The following is a 20104-nucleotide window of genomic DNA, read 5'->3' as shown; positions in this document are numbered from 1 at the left end:
GCCGCCGGCATGCCGGCGGCGAGGCCACATGTTACGGGTCGGCCCGAGGTCAGCTCATGCCACCGTCGTGCGCGATCACCGCACCGGTGATCATCCGGGCGGCCGGGGAGGCCAGCCAGACGACGGTCTCGCCGATCTCGGAGGGCTTGATGGCGCCACCGGGCAGCATCATCATCAGCCGGTCGGCGACCCGGGTGTCGAGGTCGTCGGTGAGCTTGTGGAAGACCTGCTCGACGATCGGGGTGTCGACGGTGCCGGGGCAGATCACGTTGACCCGGATGCCCTCGGGCGACAGCTCCAGCGCGAGCGCCCGGGTGAACTGGGTGAGCCCACCCTTCGCGGCGGCGTACGCCGTGGCGTAGGGCTGCGGCGCGTTGCCGGCCACCGACGAGACGTTGACGATGTTGCCCTTGGCCGCGCGGATATGCGGGAGCGCGGCCTGGATCAGGAAGAACGGGCCCTTGAGGTCGACCGCGTGCACGCGGTCCCACTCGGCCTCGGTCACGGTCTCGATCCGGCCGAACTGCACGATGCCGGCGACGTTGGCCAGGACGTCGATCTTCCCGCTGGCGGCACAGACCTCGATCGCCGCGTCGACGGCGGCCTTGCTGCCGACGTTGCACTCGACGTACGTCACGCCGTCCGGCACGGTCGGGTTGATGTCGAGGCCGTAGACGGTGTCGCCGAGGTCGCGGAAGAGCTCCGCGGTGGCATATCCGATGCCGGAGGCAGCACCAGTGATGACGACGACGCGGGGAGTAGTGGGCACAGTCACAGCCCGGACGCTACTAGAACACGTTCTATCGGGGTAGTCCCTGGCGAAGTGGCTGGTCCCGAGGAGACGGGCGCACCATTCCGTCAGGGACTACCCCGAAACTTGAACAATGCTTGAAGTCCCGCAACGCTTGCTCCATGACCCACGTGACGATCGGCCACCTCGCCGAGAGGGCGGGCGTGGCGACGTCCGCGATCCGCTTCTACGAGTCGAGGGGCCTGATCACCTCGGTGCGTACGACGGGCAACCAGCGACGCTACGAGCAGTCGACGCTGCGCCGGGTCGCCTTCATCCGTACGGCGCAGCGCGTCGGGCTCAGCCTCGACGAGATCGGCGAGGCGCTGGCGACCCTCCCCGACGGCCGCGCACCCACCAAGTCCGACTGGCACCGGCTGAGCAAGGCCTGGCGGCCTCGTCTCGATGAGCAGATCGAGCGGATCGAACGCCTGCGTGATCGTCTCGACGGCTGCATCGGCTGCGGCTGCCTGAGCCTCAAGACCTGCGCGCTCACCAACCCCGGTGACGAGGCCGCGCAATGGGGACCCGGCGCGGTGTTCCTCGAGCCCCACGGACGAAGGACCCCATGACCTCTCTTCGCGAGCCGCACCACGACGGCTCCCCGACGTACGTCTCCGACGAGGCGCCCGCGCCCGGCTCGACCGTGACCGTCAGGCTGCGCACCGATGCGGCCGACCCCGTCGAGCAGGTGTGGGTCCGCACGACGTACGACGCCGAGCCGACGTACCACCCCTGCACCGTCGCCTCGCGCGACGAGCACGCCACGTGGTGGGAGGGTTCGCTGCCGGTGCACAACCCCGTCACCAACTACCGATTCCTGCTGGACGGAGCGGGCGAGCAGCGGTGGCTGAGCGCGGTCGGGGTCGTCGAGCACGACCCACCGGACGCGTTCGACTTCCGGCTCAGCTCCCACAAGGCACCCCCGGACTGGGCCCGCGACGCCGTCGTCTACCAGGTGTTCCCCGATCGGTTCGCCCGCTCGACCGCCGCCGACGAGCGCGAGACCCCGGCCTGGGCAGTGCCTGCGGAGTGGGATGACGCGGTCGTCTTCGAGGGCTTCGACCCACGCACCCCGGCCCAGTTCTACGGCGGCGACCTCGACGGCATCACCGAGCACCTCGACCACCTCGCCGACATCGGCGTCAGCGTCGTCTACACGACGCCCGTCTTCCCCGGCGAGAGCAACCACCGCTACAACGCCTCGACCTTCGATGAGGTGGACCCGCTGCTGGGCGGCGACGCGGCGTACGTCCGGCTGGCCACCGCCGTGCACGAGCGCGGGTGGCGGATCCTCGGCGACCTGACCACCAACCACACCGGCGACACCCACGAGTGGTTCGTCGCAGCGCGCGACGTCGAGGGCGCTCCGGCGCGGTCGTTCTACTACTTCCTCCCCAACGGCGCCTACGAGTGCTGGATGGGCCACGGCACGCTGCCGAAGCTCAACCACGCCGATCCTGCCCTGCGTGCGGCGATGGTCGACGGGCCCGACTCGGTCGTGGCGCGCTGGCTGCGTCCGCCGTACGACCTCGACGGCTGGCGGGTCGACGTCGCCAACATGACCGGCCGCCTGGGCTCGATCGACGTCAACCACGAGATCGCGCGGTTGGTACGGCGCACCGCCGAGGCCGAGCGCCCGGACGCCTTCGTGATCGGCGAGCACAACCACGATGCGTCGGCCGACGTCGACGGGGACGGCTGGCACGGCACGATGAACTACTCCGGCTTCTCCTGGCCGGTCTGGTCGTGGCTGCGCGACCCGGAGTCGCCCGCGCGGGCGTTCGGGCGGCCGGTGCCGGTGCCGCGCCGACCCGGCGACGCCATGGTCCGCAGCATCCGCGAGTGGCAGGGCCGCTACGGCTGGCGGGCGACCACCTGCTCCTGGAACATCCTCGGTTCCCACGACAGCGCCCGGATCCGCACGGTGACCGGGTCCGGCGCCGTCCACCGCGTGGCGGCCGGGCTGCAGTTCACGATGCCCGGCGTCCCGATGCTCTTCGCCGGCGACGAGATCGGCCTGGAGGGCGTCAACGGCGAGGACTCGCGGCGCCCCTTCCCCTGGGGCGACCCGGACAAGTGGGACGACGACGCTCTGGCGACGTACGCCGGGCTGGCGCGGCTGCGCGGCGAGCACGAGGCGCTCCGTCGTGGCGGGCTGCGCTGGGCGCACGTCGACGACGACACCCTCGTCTACCTCCGCGAGCACCCCGCCGGGTCGGTCCTGGTCGCGGCCCGTCGTACGGCGGGCCGTGCGATCGCCCTCGAGGCCGGGCCCCTGGGCTTCGCCGACGGGTCCCTGCTGCTCGGCACCGGTGCCGACCTGGTCGAGGCCGACGGCGTCGTCACGCTGCCGGCGAGCGACGGGCCGTCGTTCTCGGTCTGGAGGCTCTAGCAGGCCCGCCCAGCAGCGACCCCGGCAGCGGTGTGCCAGCAACCGAATGCCTCCCCGGAACGGTTGCCCACTCACCGCCACCGTGCCACTCACCGCCACCGTGCCACTCACCGCCACCGTGCCACTCACCGCCACCGCGCCATCCGCCGCCCAGCGGTGAGTCAGCAACCCTTCGGCCCGAGCAAACGGTTGCCTGCTCACCGCCGTCGGGGGCGGCACGGAGCATTAGCCTGGCGGGTATGGCGCTCCGCATCGTCGCGAACCGGCCGGACCCGGCACTGCTGGGACTGCCGTGGTCGACGCCGCTGGAGGAGTGGACCGAGCACGTCGTGCCGCTCCCCCGCGGCCTGTCGCGCCACGTCGTCCGGATCATCCGGCTCGGCGGCAACACCTACGCCGTCAAGGAGACCCAGGAGCCGATCGCGTTCCGGGAGTACCGCCTCCTGCGCGACCTCCAGCGGATGGGGCTGCCCGCCGTCGTCGCGCAGGGCGTGGTGACGGGCCGCGTCGACGAGCACGGCGAGGACCTGCCGGCGGCGCTGCTCACCCAGCACCTGCAGTTCTCGCTGCCCTACCGCAGCCTCTTCTCGCACGGCCTCACCGCCGACAACCTGCCGTCGCTCATCGACGCCATGGTGGTGCTGCTGGTGCGGCTGCACCTGGCCGACTTCTACTGGGGCGACGTGTCGCTCTCCAACGTCCTCTTCCGCCGCGACGCAGGCGGCTTCGCGGCGTACCTCGTCGACGCCGAGACCGGCGAGCTCAAGTCGACCCTGTCCGACCGCCTGCGCGAGCACGACATCACCATCGCCAGCGAGAACGTCTTCGCTGAGCTGCTCGATCTCCAGGCCAGCGACTCCCTCGACCACGAGGTACAGGCCCTCGACATCGTCGAGATGCTGCGTGAGAGGTACGACGCGCTCTGGTCGGAGCTGACGGAGGCCGAGGAGTTCGCCACCCACGAGATGTGGCGCATCGAGCAGCGCGTGGAACGGCTCAACGACCTCGGTTTCGACGTCGACGAGATCGACATCGTCACCGACTGGGACGGGGAGAAGATCCGCATCCAGCCGAAGGTCGTCGAGCTCGGTCACCACCAGCGCGAGCTGCAGGCCCTGACCGGGCTGCACGTCCAGGACGCCCAGGCGCGCCGGATGCTCAACGACATCGCGGCGTTCACCGCCCACTTCGACCTCGGCCGCGAGGACCGGTCCCTGGTCGCCGCGAAGTGGCTCAACCAGGCCTACGAGCCCATAGTGGCGATGATCCCGCCCGAGGGGCGCGGCAAGCTCGAACCGGCGGAGATCTTCCACGAGATCCTGGTGCACCGGTGGTACCTGTCCGAGCGCGCCGGCCATGAGGTCGACCTGCTCGACACCGCACGTGACTACATGGAGACGGTGCTGACGAAGAAGCCCGACGAGGTCCTCACCGCAGACGACGAATAGTCGGGTCGTCCGCTTGAGAAGCACCCCTGGCTAGCCGAGAAGCGGACGACCCGCTCTTCAGGAGGCGCGCAGCGGTCAGTCCGTCGGCTCGGTCTCCGGGTAGCGCAGCTCGGCGTACGTCCCGACCTGGAAGGTGCCGTTGGGCTGGACGGTCACCCACTGCAGGCCGGCCGGTCGTCCGTCCCGGTAGGTCACCAGGCTGATGTCGGCGGCCCGGCGCGGCTTGCTGCCGATCGCGATGGCGTACGCCGCCCCGCCGGTCGTCCCGGTCGTGTAGGTGTAGCCGGTCTCGCCCCCGGGGCCGTCGACGCGGGTCGGCCCGGAGCGGACGTGCACGTGACCCCCGAGGACCAGGTCGGTGCAGCCGCGAGCGAGGGCCTCGCGGCCGAGGTTCGCGTCGTGCACGAGGATCGTCGTCACCCGGACGTCGCTGTCGCACGCGGCGTCGGCGAGACGCTGCTCGACCTCGGCGAAGCTCAGACCGGTCTCGTCGCGCCACGAGCCGAGCCCGCTGGAGCGCGGGTCGTCGACGCCGAGCAGCGTCGTACCGCCCGGACCTTCGACCACCTGACCGTCGAGCATCGTCCACCCGTGACGACCGAGGTAGTCGTGCACGAAGGAGCCCTGGTCGTGGTTGCCGGCGACGGCCCAGCGATCGAACCCGTCGAACGCCTCGGAGACGGAGTCGAGGGAGAACGCCTCCCAGCTCTTGCCGGACGACGTGTCGTCACCGCCGTCGTACACGGCGGTCGCGCCGGCGGCGTCGGCAACGGCGCGCGCGACCGGGTCCATCCCGATGTTGTCGTGCCGGTCGGACACGAACGCGACGACGGTGTCGCCCTCGTCGGGCTGGCGCAGGTCGAGGTTCACTGCCTCGGCGGCGGCCTCGGCGTAGAAGACCTTGCTCTTGTCATAGGTGTCGACGGCGCTCTCGATCAGCCGCCGCGTCTGGGCGGTGGTCACGTCGCCGCGCACCTCGACGTCCTCGAGGCCGTCCGGCAGCGGCACCTGCGGGCCGAGGAAGTCCTGCAGCGACACCCACTCGTCGCCGGCCGCGACCGGCTCACCCTCGGTCGTCCAGGGCTGCCACACCGCGACGCCGAGCACGACCACGACTCCGACTCCGACGAGCACCTGCGGCAGCCCGATCCGGGAGGCCAGCTCGCGCCGTCGGGTGCGACCGACGAGCAGCCAGACGGCGATCGGGACGAGACCGGCGACCGCACCTCGCAGGGCGGCGTCGCCGAGCATGTCCGCGACGGCGTCGCCCACCTTGGCGATCTGGCCCTCCGGCTGGCCGGCGATGTAGCCGTAGCGACGGACCAGCTCGTCCGTGGACGCGGCGTCGGTCTTCTGCAGCCGGATGTCGACGCCGAGCAAGCCGGTGCCCTTGATCCGTACGTCGGGCAGGACCGGGCCGGTCTCGAGGACCGCTGCACCCGTCAGCGTCGGATGCACGACCGCGTCATGGCTGGCCAGCTCGATCGAGCGGGTCCCCGAGAAGAACAGCACCGCCGTGACCGCAGCCGCGCACACCAACCAGGCCCCGGCGTACGCCAGGACCTGGGTGACACGTCGCCCCACCGACGGCACGGTCAGCGGCGCGCCTCGGAGATCGCGAAGAGCACGACCGACGCGGCGACACCCGCGTTGAGGGACTCGAGCTGGTTGGCCATCGGGATCGAGACGAGCTGGTCGCAGGTCTCGGCGACGAGGCGGCCGAGGCCGTTGCCCTCCGAGCCGACCACGACGACCAGCGGGCCGTCGGCCAGCTCGAGGTCGGGCAGGCTGACGTCACCGTCGGCGGCCAGGCCGATCACCATGCAGCCGGCGTCCTGGTAGGCCTTGAGCTGGCGCACCAGGTTGACCGTCTGCGCGACCGGGATCCGGGCCGCGGCACCGGCGCTGGTCTTCCAGGCGGAGGCGGTCATGCCGGCCGCGCGACGCTCGGGGATGACGACGCCGTGGGCGCCGAAACCGGCCGCGCTGCGGACGATCGCGCCGAGGTTGCGGGGGTCGGTGACCGAGTCCAGGGCCACGATGAGCGGCTGCTCGCCGTTGGCCGCGGCCGCGTCGAGGAGGTCGTCGGCGTGGGCGTACTCGTACGACGGGATGCGCGCGGCGAGGCCCTGGTGGACGGCGCCTGAGGTCATCCGGTCGAGCTCGTTGCGGGTCACCTCGAGCAGGCTGATGCCGCGGTCGGCGGCCAGGGCGAACGCCTCACGCAGGCGACCGTCGCGCTCGGCACCCTCGGCGACGTACACGCCGTTGATCGGCACGCCCTCGCGCAGTGCCTCGACGACGGAGTTGCGGCCCGCGATCCACTCGGCGTCGGTGCTGCCGGTGCGGCGCTTCTTCGGCCGGGCGGCCGCGGACCTGTCGACCTTGTTGGCCGCCTTGTAGGCCTTGTGGTACTCACGGTCCTTCGCCTTCGGCGTCGGGCCGCGGCCCTCTAGGCCGCGCTTGACGCGACCGCCGGAGCCGGCGGTGGGATTGCCCTTGCCGGACTTCTTGATGGAGCCCTTGCGCTGCGAATTGCCAGCCATTACTTCGTTCCTGCTTCCAGTGACCACGTCGGGCCGTCGGGGGTGTCCGTGATCTCGATCCCGGCGGCCTTGATCTGGTCGCGGATCATGTCGGCGGCGGCGAAGTCCTTGCTCGCTCGCGCCTGGGCGCGCTGCTCGAGCAGGCCGCGGACGAGCACGTCCACGGCGTCGGTCAGCTGCTGGTCGTTGCTGGACGCCGGACCCCAGGCGGGGTCGGCGGGGTTGAGGCCGAGCACGTCGAGCATCGCGACGACCGCAGCGGCCTGCTCGCGGGCGACGGCCGGGTCGCGGTTGCCGTCACGGACGGCGTCGTACAGGACCGCCACGGCAGCGGGGGTGCCGAGGTCGTCGTTCATCGCGTCGATGAAGGCCTGCGGCAGCTCGCCAGGCGCGACGTCGCCGACCCGGGCGAGGAAGCTCTCGATGCGCCGGAAGCCCACGGCGGACTCGTCGAGCGCCTCGAAGCTGAACTCCACATGGCTGCGGTAGTGCGCGGCCACCATGTAGAACCGCAGCTCGATGCCGCGGACCCGCTGCAGCACCGACGGGATCGACAGGGTGTTGCCGAGCGACTTGCTCATCTTCTCGCCGGCGGTGGTGATCCAGGCGTTGTGCATCCAGTACGACGCGAACGCGTGGCCGGCCGCTCGGGACTGGGCCTGCTCGTTCTCGTGGTGCGGGAAGCGCAGGTCGACACCGCCGCCGTGGATGTCGAAGGCCTCGCCGAGGTACTTGCCGGCCATCGCCGAGCACTCGATGTGCCAGCCGGGACGGCCACGTCCCCACGGGCTCGGCCACGACGCCGTGTCGGGCTCCGAGTCCTTGCGGCCCTTCCAGAGAGCGAAGTCCCGCGGGTCTCGCTTGCCCCGGGGGTCGGCGTCCTCGGCGGCCTCCATGTCGTCGATGCCCTGGTGGGTGAGCTCGCCGTACGGCGCCCAGGAGCGGACGTCGAAGTAGACGTCGCCCGAGTCGTCCGCCGCGGCGTACGCGTGCCCGCGCTCGATCAGCAGGTCGATCAGCTCGACCATCTCGGGGATGTGCCCAGTGGCCGCCGGCTCGTACGTCGGCGGGGTGACGTTGAGCGCGGCGTACGCCTTGTCGAGCTCGATCTTCATGGCGTAGGCGAGATTGTACCAGGGTCGACCCTGGGCCTCGGCCTTGGTGAGGATCTTGTCGTCGATGTCGGTGACGTTGCGGATGAAGCTCACGTCGTACCCGAGGTGGCGCAGCCAGCGCTGCAGCACGTCGAAGTTCACGGCCGACCGGACGTGCCCCACGTGCGGCTCGGACTGCACGGTCAGACCACACACGTAGAGACCCGCCTTCCCCTCCCGGAGGGGAACGAAGTCACGGACTTCGCGGGTCGCGGTGTCATAGAGCCTGAAGGTCACCCGATCAGTCTAGGGATGTCGGCGCGAGCGCCCCTCATCGTCAAGACCACCGGCGGCCCTGGGTGAGATCGACGCGTTGATCAGCTGCGTCACCGAACCGCCAGAGCTGGCGACGCCGACCCCGCGTGATCAGCGCCAGCGACCCCGCGTCGGCGTTGGCTGCAGCGGTGCCTGGCGGAGCCTGCGTTGGTCGCCCAGTTCGCCTGACCGCCCAAGGCCGCCGCGGTGAACACGGCGCGAGCCGGAGAGAGGACGGTCAGCTCGACGGGGCGGAAGAACCGGCGCAGCCCGAGCCACCAGCGCGACGCCGGCCTTGGCCATGGCCCGGGCGTGGATCGTGACGTCGCGCAGGTCTGCCCAGCCTTCGGCCGATGACGGGCTGTATCCGCGGACCCAGAAGGTGTCGCCGATCCGCAACGGGCGGCGGAGCTGGTCGGCCGCGTCTCGCCATCGGTCGACGGTCGACTGCAGCTCGGCTTCATCGAACCACGCCACGAGATCTCTCCTTCGAACCAGAGCCGCCCTCATCGATCATCGGCCAGTCGGCTGCCACGACACCGACAACTCCCCCGACTCGCTCGTCGATGGTGACGTACTGGTCTGCGGGATCGACCTAGGAACGCTCTCGGCCAGGGGCGCTCGTGGGTCCCCGATCACCCACAGGCGATCCGTTGACTCGGCGGCCGGCGAGAGGACGCGGCGCTGGCGGTAGCTCATGGTCGTCACCTCCTCCGAGGTCGCCTACCAACCCTCGCGACGACGCTTGCGGCGCGCAACAGCCAACTTGGACGACAGGCACCGGCGCTCGCTTCTACTCAGACGCCGTAGCCACCATCCACGTCGAGCTTCTGCCCGGAGACGAAGCCAGCCCGGTCGGAGGCCAGGAAGCAGACCGCTTCGGCGATGTCGTTGGCGGTGCCGAAGCGGCGCATCGGGATGTTGCGACGGGTGATCACGAGGGCCCCGTCGGACAGGTCCCCGGAGTCGATCAGGCGAGCGGCCATGCCGTCGGTCAGCATGCCGGGGCCGACGGCGTTGACGCGTACGCCGTACCGGCCCTCCTCGGCGGCCAACGCGCGCACCATCGCCTCGACCGCGGCCTTCGGCGCGGACGAGAGCCCGTCGCGCACCGGGAAGCGAGCGGTCGCCGCCGTCGTGACCGCCACGATCGAGCCCTCGCTGGCACGCAGGTGCGGCAGCGACGGTGCGACCACGGCGAAGAACCCGGCCGCGTCCACGGCGAGCTGCGTCGCCATCGCCGCGGGCTCGACGGCGGAGAGGTGGGTCATCGGCACGTGCGGGCCGGCGGCGTACACGAGCGTGTGGATGCCGCCTAGCGCTGCCGCCACCTCCTCGACGACGCGGGCGGCGTCGTCGGCGACGGTCGGCGAACCCAGGTCGAGGGCGTACGACGACGCGTGCACGCCCCACTCGCGACTCGTCTCGACGGCGGCCGCGGCCGCGTCGGGGTTGGACCGGAAGGTCATCGCGACATCGGAGCCGCGGCTGGCCAGCATCCTGGTGATCGCCAGCCCGAGGCCACCGCTCCCGCCGATGACCAGCGCCACCCCTGTGCGCCCACCGAAGTCACTCATCCGTCGTCTCCGTCGCCTTGAAGTCGATCGTGTGCCAGCCGGTCGCGCCATCGGGCAGGACGTCCTGCTCCTCGCCGGTCTGCACCTGGCCGTCTGCGTCGGTCGCGCGTACGGCGAGGGTGTGGTCGCCCGGCTCGACGTCGATCGTCGCCGCCCACTGCACCCAGGTGTCCGTGCTCGGCACGCCACCGATGTCGGCGGGCTGCCACGGTCCGTCGTCGACGGAGACCTCCACCGCCGAGATGCCGGTGTGCTGCGACCACGCCATGCCGCCGACCCGGCCACCCGAGGCGAGCACCTCACCGCCGTCGCCGGGGACGTCGATGCGGGAGGAGATCTTCACGGGGCCGAGCTCCGACCAGCCCTTGCTCGTCCAGTAGGCCTCGATGTCGGCGAAGCGGGTCACCTTCATCTCGACGACCCACTTGCACGCGGACACGTAGCCGTAGAGCCCCGGCACGATCGTGCGCACCGGGAAGCCGTGGTCGATTGGCAGCGGTCGACCGTTCATCGCGAAGGCGAGCATCGCGTCGCGCTGGTCGGTGAGCGCGCCGATCGGCGTACCGCAGGTCCAGCCGTCGTCGGACGTCTGCAGCACGGCGTCCGCACCCGGCTGGACCCCGGCCGCGGCAAGCAGGTCGGCGATGCGCACGCCGCTCCACCACGCGTTGCCGATCAGGTCACCGCCGACCGGGTTGGACACGCAGTTGAGGGTCACCCACGCCTGGGTGACCTGGCGGTCGATCAGCTGCTGGTAGGTCAGCACGATCTCGCGGTCGACCATGCCGTGGATCCGCAACTGCCAGTCCGTGGGGTCGATCGTGGGCACCACGAACGCGGTGTCGATCCGGTAGAAGTCGCGCGCCGGCGTCGCCCACGGGGTCACCCCCTCCAGGCCCACCCGGACGCCGTCCGGGACATGTGGCCCGGTCACACCCGGGAGCCGTAGCAGCCGCCGCGCCTCCTCGACGTGCCGGCGACCGCGTCCGACCACGCGGCCCACGGTGCCGACGACGGTGGTCCCGGCGACGATGATGCCGGCGCGGAGCAGGAACGTACGACGCGTGTGGTCGGCCCGCGCCGGGATCCCGGGCTGCTCGGGCACCTCAGCGGCCGCGGTCAGCGCCCGCTCGTGCAGGCGCAGGGGCTCGGTGAGCAGCGACAGGCAGACCAGCCAGGTCGCGAACCCGACCCCGATCGGCAGGATGTCGATCGCGCCCGACCCCCGCTGCAGCCAGACGGCGATGCCGCCCACGACACCGAGGACGGCGAAGACGATCGTCGGCGCCCACCACGACCGGCGCGCGAGCCGGCCTGCCCAGGCGAAGACGACCCCGGACAGCAGCAGGATCATCAGCAGCAGGAACTGCTTGTCGTGATGGCCGAGGATCCGGATGGCCCGCTCGACGACCGGCCCGGGGGTCAGCCGGGTCACCAGCTCGGCCACGGCGGTGACCGGCGAGTCCCGCGTCGTCATCACCATCGCGACGCAATAGCTGGCGGCAAGGCCGGCAAACCCGGCGACCAGACCGGCCACCGACCAACGACCTCGCGAGCTCCTCACTCGGATGATTCTGTCTCAGGCATGATCGTCGCGTGGACCAACTCCCTCGCGTCGGCATCGGCACCGACGTGCACCGCCTCGTCGACGGCGTCCCCCTGCACCTCGCCGGACTCGCCTGGCCCGACGAGCCACAGGGCCTGGAGGGCCACTCCGACGCCGACGTCGCCGCCCACGCCGCCTGCGACGCCCTGCTCTCCGCAGCCGGCCTCGGCGACCTCGGATCCAACTTCGGTACGGCGGAGCCGCAGTGGGCCGGCGCCTCCGGGTGCGCCCTCCTGGCCGAGACCGCCGCCCGGGTGCGGGCCGCCGGCTTCTCGATCGGCAACGTCGCGATCCAGGTGATCGGCAGCCGGCCACGTCTCGGCCCGCGCCGGGCCGAGGCTCAGGACGCGCTCTCCGTCGCCGTCGGCGCGCCGGTCACGATCTCCGCCACCACCACCGACGGGCTCGGCCTCACCGGCCGCGGCGAGGGCGTGGCCGCGATCGCGACGGCGCTCGTCTACTAGCTCCGGTGGTTGAGGAGGGCCGCCAGGCCCGCCTCGAAATCCGGAAGCCGAAGCAGATCGTCGGGTCCGGTCCCGTTCGTCGTGTCGCTGCGCGAGACCTTCGCGGGCCGCGCCGCCGGCCTAGGGCGGCACGTCAAGCAGTCCGGGGTGATGGAGCGGTGAGCCAGCAACCATTTCCGCCGTCGATACTGCCACGAACAGTTGCCTGCTCACCGCCGCCCGGCGGGGGCCCGACGAGACTCGCTGGCGCTCGCTGCTCGACCAGCGTCAGGCCGCGACCACCTTCCGGTGCCCGATCAGCACCACGCCCTCGACCACGCGGACGTCGTACGCCGGGACGGAGACGTGGTGGTCGTCGAGGCAGCGGCCGCTGCGCAGGTCGAAGGCGTGCTTGTGGGAGGGCGATGCTACGAAGGGCACACCGTCGCGGGTGCCGACGATGCCCTTCGCGAGCACCGAGGCCTTGGCGAACGGGTCGTGGTTGCCGAGCGCGTAGACCTGGTCGTCCTGGGTGCGGAAGATCGCGATCGCCTGGCCGTGCACCAACGCCGTCGCACCGCGCTCGACAGCGAGTTCGACGATGCGGCAGACGGGCTGCCACTCCTCCGCACGCTGGTCAGCCACAGGCGTCATCCGAGAGCCCCTTCCTGGTCCCCCGAACGTAGAGGTGACGCGTCAAGCATCTGTTTCGTCGTGTAACAGCCGTGAAAACACTCCACGGATCGCGGAGTAGCCTCGCCGGGTGCCCGCCGCCGTCGTGATCCTCGCCGCCGGGACCGGTTCACGCGTCGGAGCCGGCTCCAACAAGGTCTTGCTCCCGCTCGGCGACCGGCCGGTGCTGGCGTGGTCGGTCCGGGACGCGTCGGCGCTGGACGACGTACGGCGCGTGCTGGTCGTGGTCCGCCCGGGTGAGCGGGACGAGGTGGCCGCCGCGCTGGCGCCGTACCTCGGCGACGGCGAGATCGGCCTGGTCGAGGGAGGGGAGACTCGGCACGCCTCGGAGTGGGCCGCGCTGCGTGCACTCGGCCCCGAGATCGAGGCGGGCGACGTGGACGTGGTCGCGATCCACGACGGCGCCCGGCCGCTCGCCGGCCGAGAGCTCTTCGCGGCGACGATCGCGGCCGCTCGCGAGAGCGGCGGCGCGATCCCCGTCGTACCGCTGCTCGGCCTGCTCGCTCGCGACGGCCGGGACCTGCCGCCCGAGCTGGACGGCGTCCAGACCCCGCAGGCGTTCCGCGCCGTGGACCTGGTCGCGGCCTACACCGCCGCCGCCGCGGAGGGCTTCGAGGGCACCGACACCGCCGCCTGTTGGGCCCGCTACTCGGACCTTCCGGTCGCGGCCGTCCCGAGCACCCCCGGCAACCTCAAGATCACGTTTCCCGAGGACCTGGACCTGGCGCTGCGACTCGCGTGAGCGCCTCCAGCACCCGCACGTCCTCGAGCGAGCCGACCCGGCGGGCCGTGGGCGGCGCCTCGACCAGCTCGACCGGGTAGCGGCGTCGCAGGGCGGCGACGAGCTCGACGAAGTCGGTGCTCGGGAGCCCGGTGAGGGAGGCCACCACACCGGCGGGTAGCACGATGGGCGAGGCAACCGTGACCAGCGCCTCGCGGTCCACGGTCTCGCCGACGACGCCGTCCGCGACGACCTTCACCGTGTCCGTCACCGGGCGTACGCCGACGACCACGCAGCCCCGTGCGGCGGCACGCTCGACACACTCGGCGATGAACGCCGGCGGCGTCATCGGGCACAGCGGGTCGTGCAGCACGAACGGCTCGTCCGCGTCGACCAGCCCCGCCCACGCCGTACCGTGGTCGACCGGGGTCACCCCGGCCTCGCCCAGGGCCCACGCGGCCGCCGCGACCAGGCCCTCGCCGTGGATCAGCGCGTACGGCAGGTGCCCGCGGTCGTCGTCCAGCACCGTGCCGAGCGCGGGTGACAGCTCGTCGTCGTACATGTTCTCGACCCTAGACGCAGCAAGGCCCCCAGCGAACCGGGGGCCTTGCTGAGGGTCATGCGGTGCTCAGGAGGCGAGGACCTCGTCGAGCAGGGCCTCGGCCTTGTCCTCGTTGGTGTGCTCAGCGAGCGCGAGCTCCGACACCAGGATCTGACGGGCCTTGGCGAGCATCCGCTTCTCGCCGGCCGACAGACCGCGGTCGCGCTCCCGGCGCCACAGGTCGCGGACGACCTCCGACACCTTCATCACGTCGCCGCTGTGCAGCTTCTCGAGGTTGGCCTTGTAACGACGCGACCAGTTGGTCGGCTCCTCGACGTGAGCGGCGCGGAGGATGTCGAACACCCGATCGAGACCGTCCTTGTCGACCACGTCCCGCACCCCGACCAGGTCGAGGTTGCAGGCGGGGACTCGCACTACCAGGTCCTGCTGGGCGACGATCCGGAGTACGAGGTACTCCCGGTCCTCTCCCTTGATGGTCCGCATCTCGATGTCCTCGATGATCGCGGCCCCGTGATTCGGGTAAACAACCGTTTCGCCGACGGTGAAAGTCATATGTGAAGTACCCCTTCCTAGGTGAGGATTCTAACACGCCCTCCCTGAGACCTCTTCATCGTTTGCGCAGGTCAGGGGCACAATCCGGGCTTGACAGAACCGCAGTCCGTGTGGTGGCGGACCCGCTGCGCACGGGCCTGCCGACACTGCGTCCGGCATCCAGCCGACAGTTGTCGGCCCGGAAGAGGCATACCCACGGGACGCCTGGTTGATACTGCGAGGTATGTCGCCCCGCCTTCGTCGACGGAGGACGGAGCCGGCCGAGCAGAACGTCGCCGGTACCGGTTCCACCACCACGACCACCGCCCCCGAGAAGCAGGCAGAGAAATCTGCCGAGAGGCCGTCCGAGGATCCTGTCCGGGGTGCCACGGCGGAGCTCACGGGCAAGCTCGCGGGCAAGACCACGGACACGACCACCGTCGAGGCCGCGAAGCCACCACCAGACGAGCCGGCACCTACCACCGGCCGCGAGCGGCGTCGTACCCTCGCCCACGCCACCCCGATCCTCCTCCTCCGCGCCGCGCACCCGCGCCAGGCGGTGCTCACCGCTGTCGGGCTCGCCGCAGCCGCCGCGCTCGCCGGCAGGCCCGGCCGCGAAGTCGGGCTGGTGTTCGCGACCGTCCTGGTCGGTCAGGCGGTGCTCGGCTGGCACAACGACCTGGTCGACCGCCGACGCGACGCGCAGCGGCTGCCGAGCGGCAAGCCGATCGCGGACGGCTACCTCGACCCGGCCACCGCCTGGTTCGCCCTGAGCTGCGGCTTGCTCCTGCTGGTCCCGCTCGCGGTCACCAACGGGGTGACCGCGGGCTGCTTCTACCTGGCGTCCGTGGGCCTCGGGCTGATGGGCAACGTCGTCCTGCGCCAGGGCTGGTTCTCCTGGCTGACCTGGGCGGCGGCGTACGCGCTCTATCCCGGCTTCCTGTCGTACGGCGGCTGGGGCGGCCAGACGACCGGCAACCCGCCCGAGATCGCCATGGTGGTGCTCGCCGCACTGCTCGGCGTCGGCGTGCACTTCCTGTGCGCGTTGCCCGGGCTGGTGGCCGACCACGAGGACGGCATCCGGCACCTGCCACTGCGGATCGCCCTCAAGATCGGCGCCACCCGGCTGCTGGTCGTCGCCCTGGCCTGGACCGCGCTCACGCTGGTCGGACTGCTCCTCGTCGGCAATGCGGTCGGCCTCAGTCAGTAGGCCGGGTCGGCGACCGCTAGGCTGAACCCGCACCCGTCGTCGCCACACGTGAAGGCTCTGAAGATGCAGCTTCGCCGTTCCGCTCGCCTGCTCACCGCCGCGGGAGCGCTCCTCCTCGCCGCCCCGGTGCTCTCGTCCTGCGGCTTCAACTACGCGACCGATCGGCCCTACACGCCGGGCGCCGGCACCAACGACCAGGACGGCGACGTCGACGTGCTGAGCGCCGTCGTCGTCAGCGCCGAGGACGGCTCCGGCACGCTGATCACGACGTTCTCCAACAACAGCGAGAAGGACTCGGCGACGGTCACTGCGATCGCCGGTGCCGGCGACGACACGGCGCTCACGATCGGTGACTTCGACCCGATCGAGATCGCGCCCGGTGCCTACGTCAACCTCGCCGGCGACGACAGCCCCACCGCCGACGCCCCGATCACGGTCGAGGGCGACTTCACGACCGGTCAGTTCATGACGCTCGAGTTCACCTTCGGCGACGGCACGTCCACCACGCTCGACGTCCCGTCGGTCGCCGACTGCTACGAGTACGCCGGCCTCGACGCGACGGCGGAGACGGGCACCCCCGCTGAGGAGTGCGTGCCCGAGGCGAGCGAAGTCGAGCACTGATGACGTACACGCTCGTCCTGCTCCGCCACGGCGAGAGCGAGTGGAACGCCAAGAACCTCTTCACCGGGTGGGTCGACGTCCCGCTCAACGACAAGGGTCGCGCCGAAGGTGTGCGCGCCGGCGAGCTGCTGCGCGACGCCGGCGTACTCCCCGACGTCGTGCACACCTCCCTGCTGCGCCGGGCGATCAACACGGCCGCCACCGCGCTCGACGGCGCGGACCGCCACTGGATCCCGGTGCGTCGCTCGTGGCGGCTCAACGAGCGCCACTACGGAGCGCTGCAGGGCAAGAACAAGAAGGAGACGCTGGACGCGTACGGCGAGGAGCAGTTCATGCTCTGGCGTCGCTCGTTCGACGTACCGCCGCCGCCGCTCGACGACGACAGCGAGTTCTCCCAGGCCGGCCTGCCGCAGTACGCCGACCTCGGCGCCGACCTGCCCCGCACCGAGTGCCTCAAGGACGTCATCGTCCGGTTCCTGCCCTACTGGGAGTCCGCGATCGTGCCCGATCTGCAGGCCGGCCAGACCGTGCTGGTCGCCGCCCACGGCAACAGCCTGCGTGCGCTCGTGAAGCACCTCGACGGGATCAGCGACGAGGACATCGCCGGGCTCAACATCCCCACCGGCATGCCGCTGGTCTACGAGCTCGACGAGTCGCTCCAGCCGACGGTCAAGGGTGGCCGCTACCTCGACCCCGAGGCCGCCGCCGCCGCCGCTGCTGCCGTCGCGAACCAGGGTCGCTGAGGGGCGCACGGAGCGATACCCACGGACGATCTGGTCGTTCCAAGGTCCTCAGAACGACCAGATCGTCCGTGGGTATGCCGCCGCGGTGGCTCGACCTCAGCCGTCGACGGAGCGCGGGTTCTCGCCGGTGACGACGAAGACGACCCGGTTGGCGACCGAGACGGCGTGGTCGGCGATCCGCTCGTAGTAGCGACCCAGGAGGGCCACGTCGACCGCAGCCTCGACACCGTGGCTCCAGTCGGTGGAGAGCAGCTCGGCGAAGCTCTGGCGGCGCAGCTGGTCCATCTCCTCGTCAGCGTGCACGAGGGCCAGGGCGTCGTCGACGTTGCGGTCGGTGATGATCTTCGAGACCCGGCAGACCATGTCCTCGGCGACCGCGGCCATCCGTTCGATGATCGGCTGTACGGCGGCGGGCACGGCCAGGTTGGGCACCCGGAGCCGCGCGATCTTCGCGACGTGGACCGACAGGTCGCCCATCCGCTCGAGCTCGCTCACCATCCGCAGGGCGGCGACGACCGTGCGCAGGTCACTGGCGACCGGCTGCTGCAGCGACAGCAGCAGGAACGCCGAGTCCTCCACACGTTCACGGGCCCGGTCGATGTCGACGTCCGCGCTGATCACCTGCTCGGCGATGTCGGCGTCGCCGCTGAGCAGTGACTCGGTCGCGAGCCGGACGGCGGACTCGACGCTGCCGCAGATGTCGGCCAGGTCGTGGAAGATACCGTCGAGCTGTTCGTGGAATGCCTCTCGCATGGCACAGACCCTAAGCATCGTAGGTGTCCAGCCGGGGTTGTGACGTGAACGAGGGGTGAACGTTCGGAAGCCCAGGCCTCGTGGGCGAACTCCCGCTGAATTCCCTCGTACGATTGACAACGTGGATGCGACGACGCAGGCGTTTCTGGCCGCGGTCATCGGCGCCGTCGTCGCTGGCGGAGCCGTGCTGGCGTGGCACATCAGCGACCGCCAACAGCACAACGCGAACGTGCCGACGGACGAGCCCGTCGTACCGGCCGGCGTCGCCACCGTCCTCTCGGTCCTCAAGAGCAGCGCCGTCGTCGTCGATGACAGCGACACCGTGCTCAAGGCGTCGGCCCCGGCGTACGCCATGGGGCTGGTCCGCGGGCACGAGCTGGTCTCGTCCGAGCTCGCGTTGCTGGTCCAGCAGGTACGCCGCGACGGGCAGATCCGCGAGACCGAGCTGGTGATGGCGCGCCCCGGTGTGCCGGCCCGGCACGTGACCGCCCGGGTCGCGCCGCTCGGCGCGCGGCTGGTCCTGGCACTGGTGGAGGACCGCACCCGCGAACGCCGGGTCGAGGCCGTCCGTCGCGACTTCGTCGGCAACGTCAGCCACGAGCTGAAGACGCCCGTCGGCGCGATCCGGCTGCTCGCCGAGGCCGTGCACGACGCCGCCGACGACCCCGAAGCGGTCAAGCGCTTCTCCAACCGGATGCTCATCGAGAGCGAGCGTCTCTCGCGGCTGGTGCAGCAGGTCATCGAGCTGTCCCGGCTGCAGGGCGACGACCCGCTCGAGGCGCCGGTCCCGGTCTCGATCGACGCGGCGATCGAGATCGCCGTCGACACCAGCGCGATCGACGCGGTCTCCAAGCACATCGCGGTGGTCACCAGCGGCGTACGCGGCGTCGAGGTGCTGGGCAACAACGAGCAGCTCACCGCCGCGGTCGCCAACCTGGTCGCCAACGCCGTGTCGTACTCCGAGTCGGGCTCGACGGTGGTGGTCTCGACGAAGGTCGACGAGCACAATGTCTCGATCTCGGTGGTCGACCAGGGCATCGGCATCCCGAACGACGAGATCGACCGGATCTTCGAGCGGTTCTACCGGGTCGACCCGGCCCGGCACCGCTCCACCGGTGGCACCGGCCTCGGCCTGTCCATCGTCAAGCACGTGGCCGCGTCGCACGGCGGGGACGTCAACGTGTGGTCAGTAGAGGGCCAAGGGTCTACGTTCACCCTGACCCTCCCCCGCTACAGCTCCCTCAGGGAGAGCCAGGAGGCAGACCGGTGACTCGCGTACTCGTCGTAGAGGACGAAGAGAGCTACAGCGAGGCGCTCGCCTACATGTTGCGCAAGGAAGGCTTCGAGGTCGCGATCGCCGCGGACGGGAACGCCGCGCTCGTGGAGTTCGACCGCAACGGGGCCGACATCGTGCTCCTCGACCTGATGCTGCCCGGCATCCCCGGCACCGAGGTGTGCCGCCAGATCCGGCAGACGTCCAGCGTCCCGGTGATCATGGTCAGCGCGAAGGACGACGAGGTCGACAAGGTCGTCGGGCTCGAGCTCGGCGCCGACGACTACGTCACGAAGCCCTACTCCCCGCGCGAGCTGGTGGCCAGGATCCGCGCCGTACTCCGCCGCGGGCAGGAGCCCGACCTGGCACCCCCGACACTCGAGGCCGGCCCCGTGCGGATGGACGTCGAACGCCACGTCGTCACCGTCGACGGGTCGGCTCAGCGTCTCCCTCTCAAGGAGTTCGAGCTGCTGGAGATGTTCCTGCGCAACCCCGGCCGGGTCCTCACCCGCGGTCAGCTCATCGACCGCGTCTGGGGCTCCGACTACGTCGGCGACACGAAGACCCTCGACGTCCACGTGAAGCGGCTGCGCGCGAAGATCGAGCCTGATCCGGGCGAGCCGAAGTACCTCGTCACCGTTCGCGGTCTGGGCTACAAGCTGGACCTCTGACGGCCGTGAGTCTTGTCGGTCGACCGACAGAGCTCACCTTCCACGGCCCCGACCTGGCAGCGGATCGGTCAACCACGTCCGAAAACCGCGTGTCAGGCGTCGGTGGGCGTCC

The 20104-nt window shown here is 71.0% G+C and carries 20 protein-coding genes; 10 read left to right on the top strand and 10 right to left on the bottom strand.

Annotation, left to right across the window (positions count from 1 at the left end; genetic code table 11):
- Window positions 1–49 precede the first annotated feature (49 nt).
- Complete coding sequence (locus ABEA33_RS13295; RefSeq protein ID WP_345527269.1) at window positions 50–775, bottom strand: SDR family NAD(P)-dependent oxidoreductase; 726 nt, start codon at window positions 773–775, stop codon at window positions 50–52.
- A gap of 137 nt (window positions 776–912) precedes the next feature.
- Between ABEA33_RS13295 and soxR the strand changes: the two genes are divergently transcribed.
- From soxR to ABEA33_RS13280, 3 genes are all read left to right on the top strand, one after another.
- A complete protein-coding gene (soxR, locus tag ABEA33_RS13290; RefSeq protein WP_345527268.1) occupies window positions 913–1362 on the top strand; it encodes a redox-sensitive transcriptional activator SoxR in 450 nt (149 codons plus the stop codon).
- Window positions 1359–3185, top strand: coding sequence for an alpha-amylase family glycosyl hydrolase (locus ABEA33_RS13285; protein WP_345527267.1), 1827 nt, complete (start codon window positions 1359–1361; stop codon window positions 3183–3185). Before soxR ends, ABEA33_RS13285 begins: the two co-directional genes overlap by 4 nt.
- 239 nt (window positions 3186–3424) lie before the next feature.
- Window positions 3425–4633 (top strand): DUF4032 domain-containing protein, encoded by a 1209-nt coding sequence (locus tag ABEA33_RS13280; RefSeq protein ID WP_345527266.1) that lies wholly within the window; start codon window positions 3425–3427, stop codon window positions 4631–4633.
- A gap of 75 nt (window positions 4634–4708) precedes the next feature.
- On the opposite strand, the gene ABEA33_RS13275 is transcribed toward ABEA33_RS13280, so the two are convergent.
- The 5 genes from ABEA33_RS13275 to ABEA33_RS13255 form a co-directional block, all read right to left on the bottom strand.
- Window positions 4709–6217, bottom strand: a complete 1509-nt coding sequence (locus tag ABEA33_RS13275) for a metallophosphoesterase (RefSeq protein ID WP_345527265.1) — start codon at window positions 6215–6217, stop codon at window positions 4709–4711.
- Between the two features lie 11 nt (window positions 6218–6228).
- A complete protein-coding gene (gene rlmB, locus ABEA33_RS13270) occupies window positions 6229–7179 on the bottom strand; it encodes a 23S rRNA (guanosine(2251)-2'-O)-methyltransferase RlmB (protein WP_345527264.1) in 951 nt (316 codons plus the stop codon).
- Window positions 7179–8570, bottom strand: coding sequence for a cysteine--tRNA ligase (gene cysS, locus ABEA33_RS13265; protein WP_345527263.1), 1392 nt, complete (start codon window positions 8568–8570; stop codon window positions 7179–7181). Before cysS ends, rlmB begins: the two co-directional genes overlap by 1 nt.
- 815 nt (window positions 8571–9385) lie before the next feature.
- The gene (locus ABEA33_RS13260; RefSeq protein ID WP_345527262.1) at window positions 9386–10165 is read right to left on the bottom strand and encodes an SDR family NAD(P)-dependent oxidoreductase; all 780 of its coding nucleotides are present in this window, start codon (window positions 10163–10165) and stop codon (window positions 9386–9388) included.
- Entirely contained in the window at window positions 10158–11729 is a 1572-nt protein-coding gene (locus ABEA33_RS13255; protein WP_345527260.1) for a molybdopterin-dependent oxidoreductase, read from the bottom strand. Before ABEA33_RS13255 ends, ABEA33_RS13260 begins: the two co-directional genes overlap by 8 nt.
- A 32-nt stretch (window positions 11730–11761) precedes the next feature.
- Between ABEA33_RS13255 and ispF the strand changes: the two genes are divergently transcribed.
- Entirely contained in the window at window positions 11762–12235 is a 474-nt protein-coding gene (ispF, locus tag ABEA33_RS13250; protein WP_345527258.1) for a 2-C-methyl-D-erythritol 2,4-cyclodiphosphate synthase, read from the top strand.
- A 267-nt stretch (window positions 12236–12502) separates the two neighbouring features.
- Here the strand turns inward: ispF and nirD are convergent, their stop codons facing one another.
- Window positions 12503–12868 (bottom strand): nitrite reductase small subunit NirD, encoded by a 366-nt coding sequence (gene nirD / locus ABEA33_RS13245; protein ID WP_345527257.1) that lies wholly within the window; start codon window positions 12866–12868, stop codon window positions 12503–12505.
- A 109-nt stretch (window positions 12869–12977) separates the two neighbouring features.
- Between nirD and ABEA33_RS13240 the strand changes: the two genes are divergently transcribed.
- The gene (locus tag ABEA33_RS13240; protein WP_345527256.1) at window positions 12978–13649 is read left to right on the top strand and encodes an IspD/TarI family cytidylyltransferase; all 672 of its coding nucleotides are present in this window, start codon (window positions 12978–12980) and stop codon (window positions 13647–13649) included.
- Here ABEA33_RS13240 and ABEA33_RS13235 read toward each other — a convergent pair.
- Together ABEA33_RS13235 and ABEA33_RS13230 are read right to left on the bottom strand one after the other, a co-directional pair.
- A complete protein-coding gene (locus ABEA33_RS13235) occupies window positions 13606–14190 on the bottom strand; it encodes a 2-C-methyl-D-erythritol 4-phosphate cytidylyltransferase (protein ID WP_345527254.1) in 585 nt (194 codons plus the stop codon). The genes ABEA33_RS13240 and ABEA33_RS13235 overlap by 44 nt on opposite strands.
- Window positions 14191–14256: 66 nt before the next feature.
- Window positions 14257–14742 carry a CarD family transcriptional regulator gene (locus ABEA33_RS13230; RefSeq protein ID WP_056151458.1) on the bottom strand — a complete coding sequence of 162 codons (486 nt, stop codon included), beginning with the start codon at window positions 14740–14742 and terminating at the stop codon, window positions 14257–14259.
- A gap of 223 nt (window positions 14743–14965) precedes the next feature.
- Here ABEA33_RS13230 and ABEA33_RS13225 point away from each other — a divergent pair, with 223 nt between their 5' ends.
- From ABEA33_RS13225 to ABEA33_RS13215, 3 genes are all read left to right on the top strand, one after another.
- The gene (locus ABEA33_RS13225) at window positions 14966–15931 is read left to right on the top strand and encodes a UbiA family prenyltransferase (protein ID WP_345527251.1); all 966 of its coding nucleotides are present in this window, start codon (window positions 14966–14968) and stop codon (window positions 15929–15931) included.
- 63 nt (window positions 15932–15994) lie between these two features.
- The gene (locus ABEA33_RS13220; protein WP_345527250.1) at window positions 15995–16552 is read left to right on the top strand and encodes a hypothetical protein; all 558 of its coding nucleotides are present in this window, start codon (window positions 15995–15997) and stop codon (window positions 16550–16552) included.
- Window positions 16552–17295 carry a phosphoglyceromutase gene (locus ABEA33_RS13215; protein ID WP_345527249.1) on the top strand — a complete coding sequence of 248 codons (744 nt, stop codon included), beginning with the start codon at window positions 16552–16554 and terminating at the stop codon, window positions 17293–17295. Before ABEA33_RS13220 ends, ABEA33_RS13215 begins: the two co-directional genes overlap by 1 nt.
- Before the next feature lie 96 nt (window positions 17296–17391).
- On the opposite strand, the gene phoU is transcribed toward ABEA33_RS13215, so the two are convergent.
- Window positions 17392–18048: a phosphate signaling complex protein PhoU gene (gene phoU, locus ABEA33_RS13210; RefSeq protein ID WP_345527248.1), complete on the bottom strand. Its 657-nt coding sequence runs from the start codon at window positions 18046–18048 to the stop codon at window positions 17392–17394.
- Between the two features lie 121 nt (window positions 18049–18169).
- Here phoU and ABEA33_RS13205 point away from each other — a divergent pair, with 121 nt between their 5' ends.
- A complete protein-coding gene (locus ABEA33_RS13205; RefSeq protein ID WP_345527247.1) occupies window positions 18170–19318 on the top strand; it encodes a sensor histidine kinase in 1149 nt (382 codons plus the stop codon).
- Window positions 19315–19992: a response regulator gene (locus tag ABEA33_RS13200; protein ID WP_345527246.1), complete on the top strand. Its 678-nt coding sequence runs from the start codon at window positions 19315–19317 to the stop codon at window positions 19990–19992. Before ABEA33_RS13205 ends, ABEA33_RS13200 begins: the two co-directional genes overlap by 4 nt.
- Window positions 19993–20104 lie beyond the last annotated feature (112 nt).

Source organism: Nocardioides endophyticus, assembly GCF_039543845.1.
In the GTDB taxonomy this organism is placed as follows: domain Bacteria; phylum Actinomycetota; class Actinomycetes; order Propionibacteriales; family Nocardioidaceae; genus Nocardioides; species Nocardioides endophyticus.
Note: the sequence above shows the minus strand (reverse complement) of the source record. Positions and strands in the feature narration are given on the sequence as shown.

Coding starts and splice junctions, on each gene's coding strand:
- soxR (WP_345527268.1), top strand. CDS start 913: ATGACCCACGTGACGATCGGCCACCTCGCCGAGAGGGCGGGCGTGGCG.
- ABEA33_RS13285 (WP_345527267.1), top strand. CDS start 1,359: ATGACCTCTCTTCGCGAGCCGCACCACGACGGCTCCCCGACGTACGTC.
- ABEA33_RS13280 (WP_345527266.1), top strand. CDS start 3,425: ATGGCGCTCCGCATCGTCGCGAACCGGCCGGACCCGGCACTGCTGGGA.
- rlmB (WP_345527264.1), bottom strand. CDS start 7,179: ATGGCTGGCAATTCGCAGCGCAAGGGCTCCATCAAGAAGTCCGGCAAG.
- ABEA33_RS13260 (WP_345527262.1), bottom strand. CDS start 10,165: ATGAGTGACTTCGGTGGGCGCACAGGGGTGGCGCTGGTCATCGGCGGG.
- nirD (WP_345527257.1), bottom strand. CDS start 12,868: ATGACGCCTGTGGCTGACCAGCGTGCGGAGGAGTGGCAGCCCGTCTGC.
- ABEA33_RS13235 (WP_345527254.1), bottom strand. CDS start 14,190: ATGTACGACGACGAGCTGTCACCCGCGCTCGGCACGGTGCTGGACGAC.
- ABEA33_RS13230 (WP_056151458.1), bottom strand. CDS start 14,742: ATGACTTTCACCGTCGGCGAAACGGTTGTTTACCCGAATCACGGGGCC.
- ABEA33_RS13225 (WP_345527251.1), top strand. CDS start 14,966: ATGTCGCCCCGCCTTCGTCGACGGAGGACGGAGCCGGCCGAGCAGAAC.
- ABEA33_RS13220 (WP_345527250.1), top strand. CDS start 15,995: ATGCAGCTTCGCCGTTCCGCTCGCCTGCTCACCGCCGCGGGAGCGCTC.
- ABEA33_RS13215 (WP_345527249.1), top strand. CDS start 16,552: ATGACGTACACGCTCGTCCTGCTCCGCCACGGCGAGAGCGAGTGGAAC.
- phoU (WP_345527248.1), bottom strand. CDS start 18,048: ATGCGAGAGGCATTCCACGAACAGCTCGACGGTATCTTCCACGACCTG.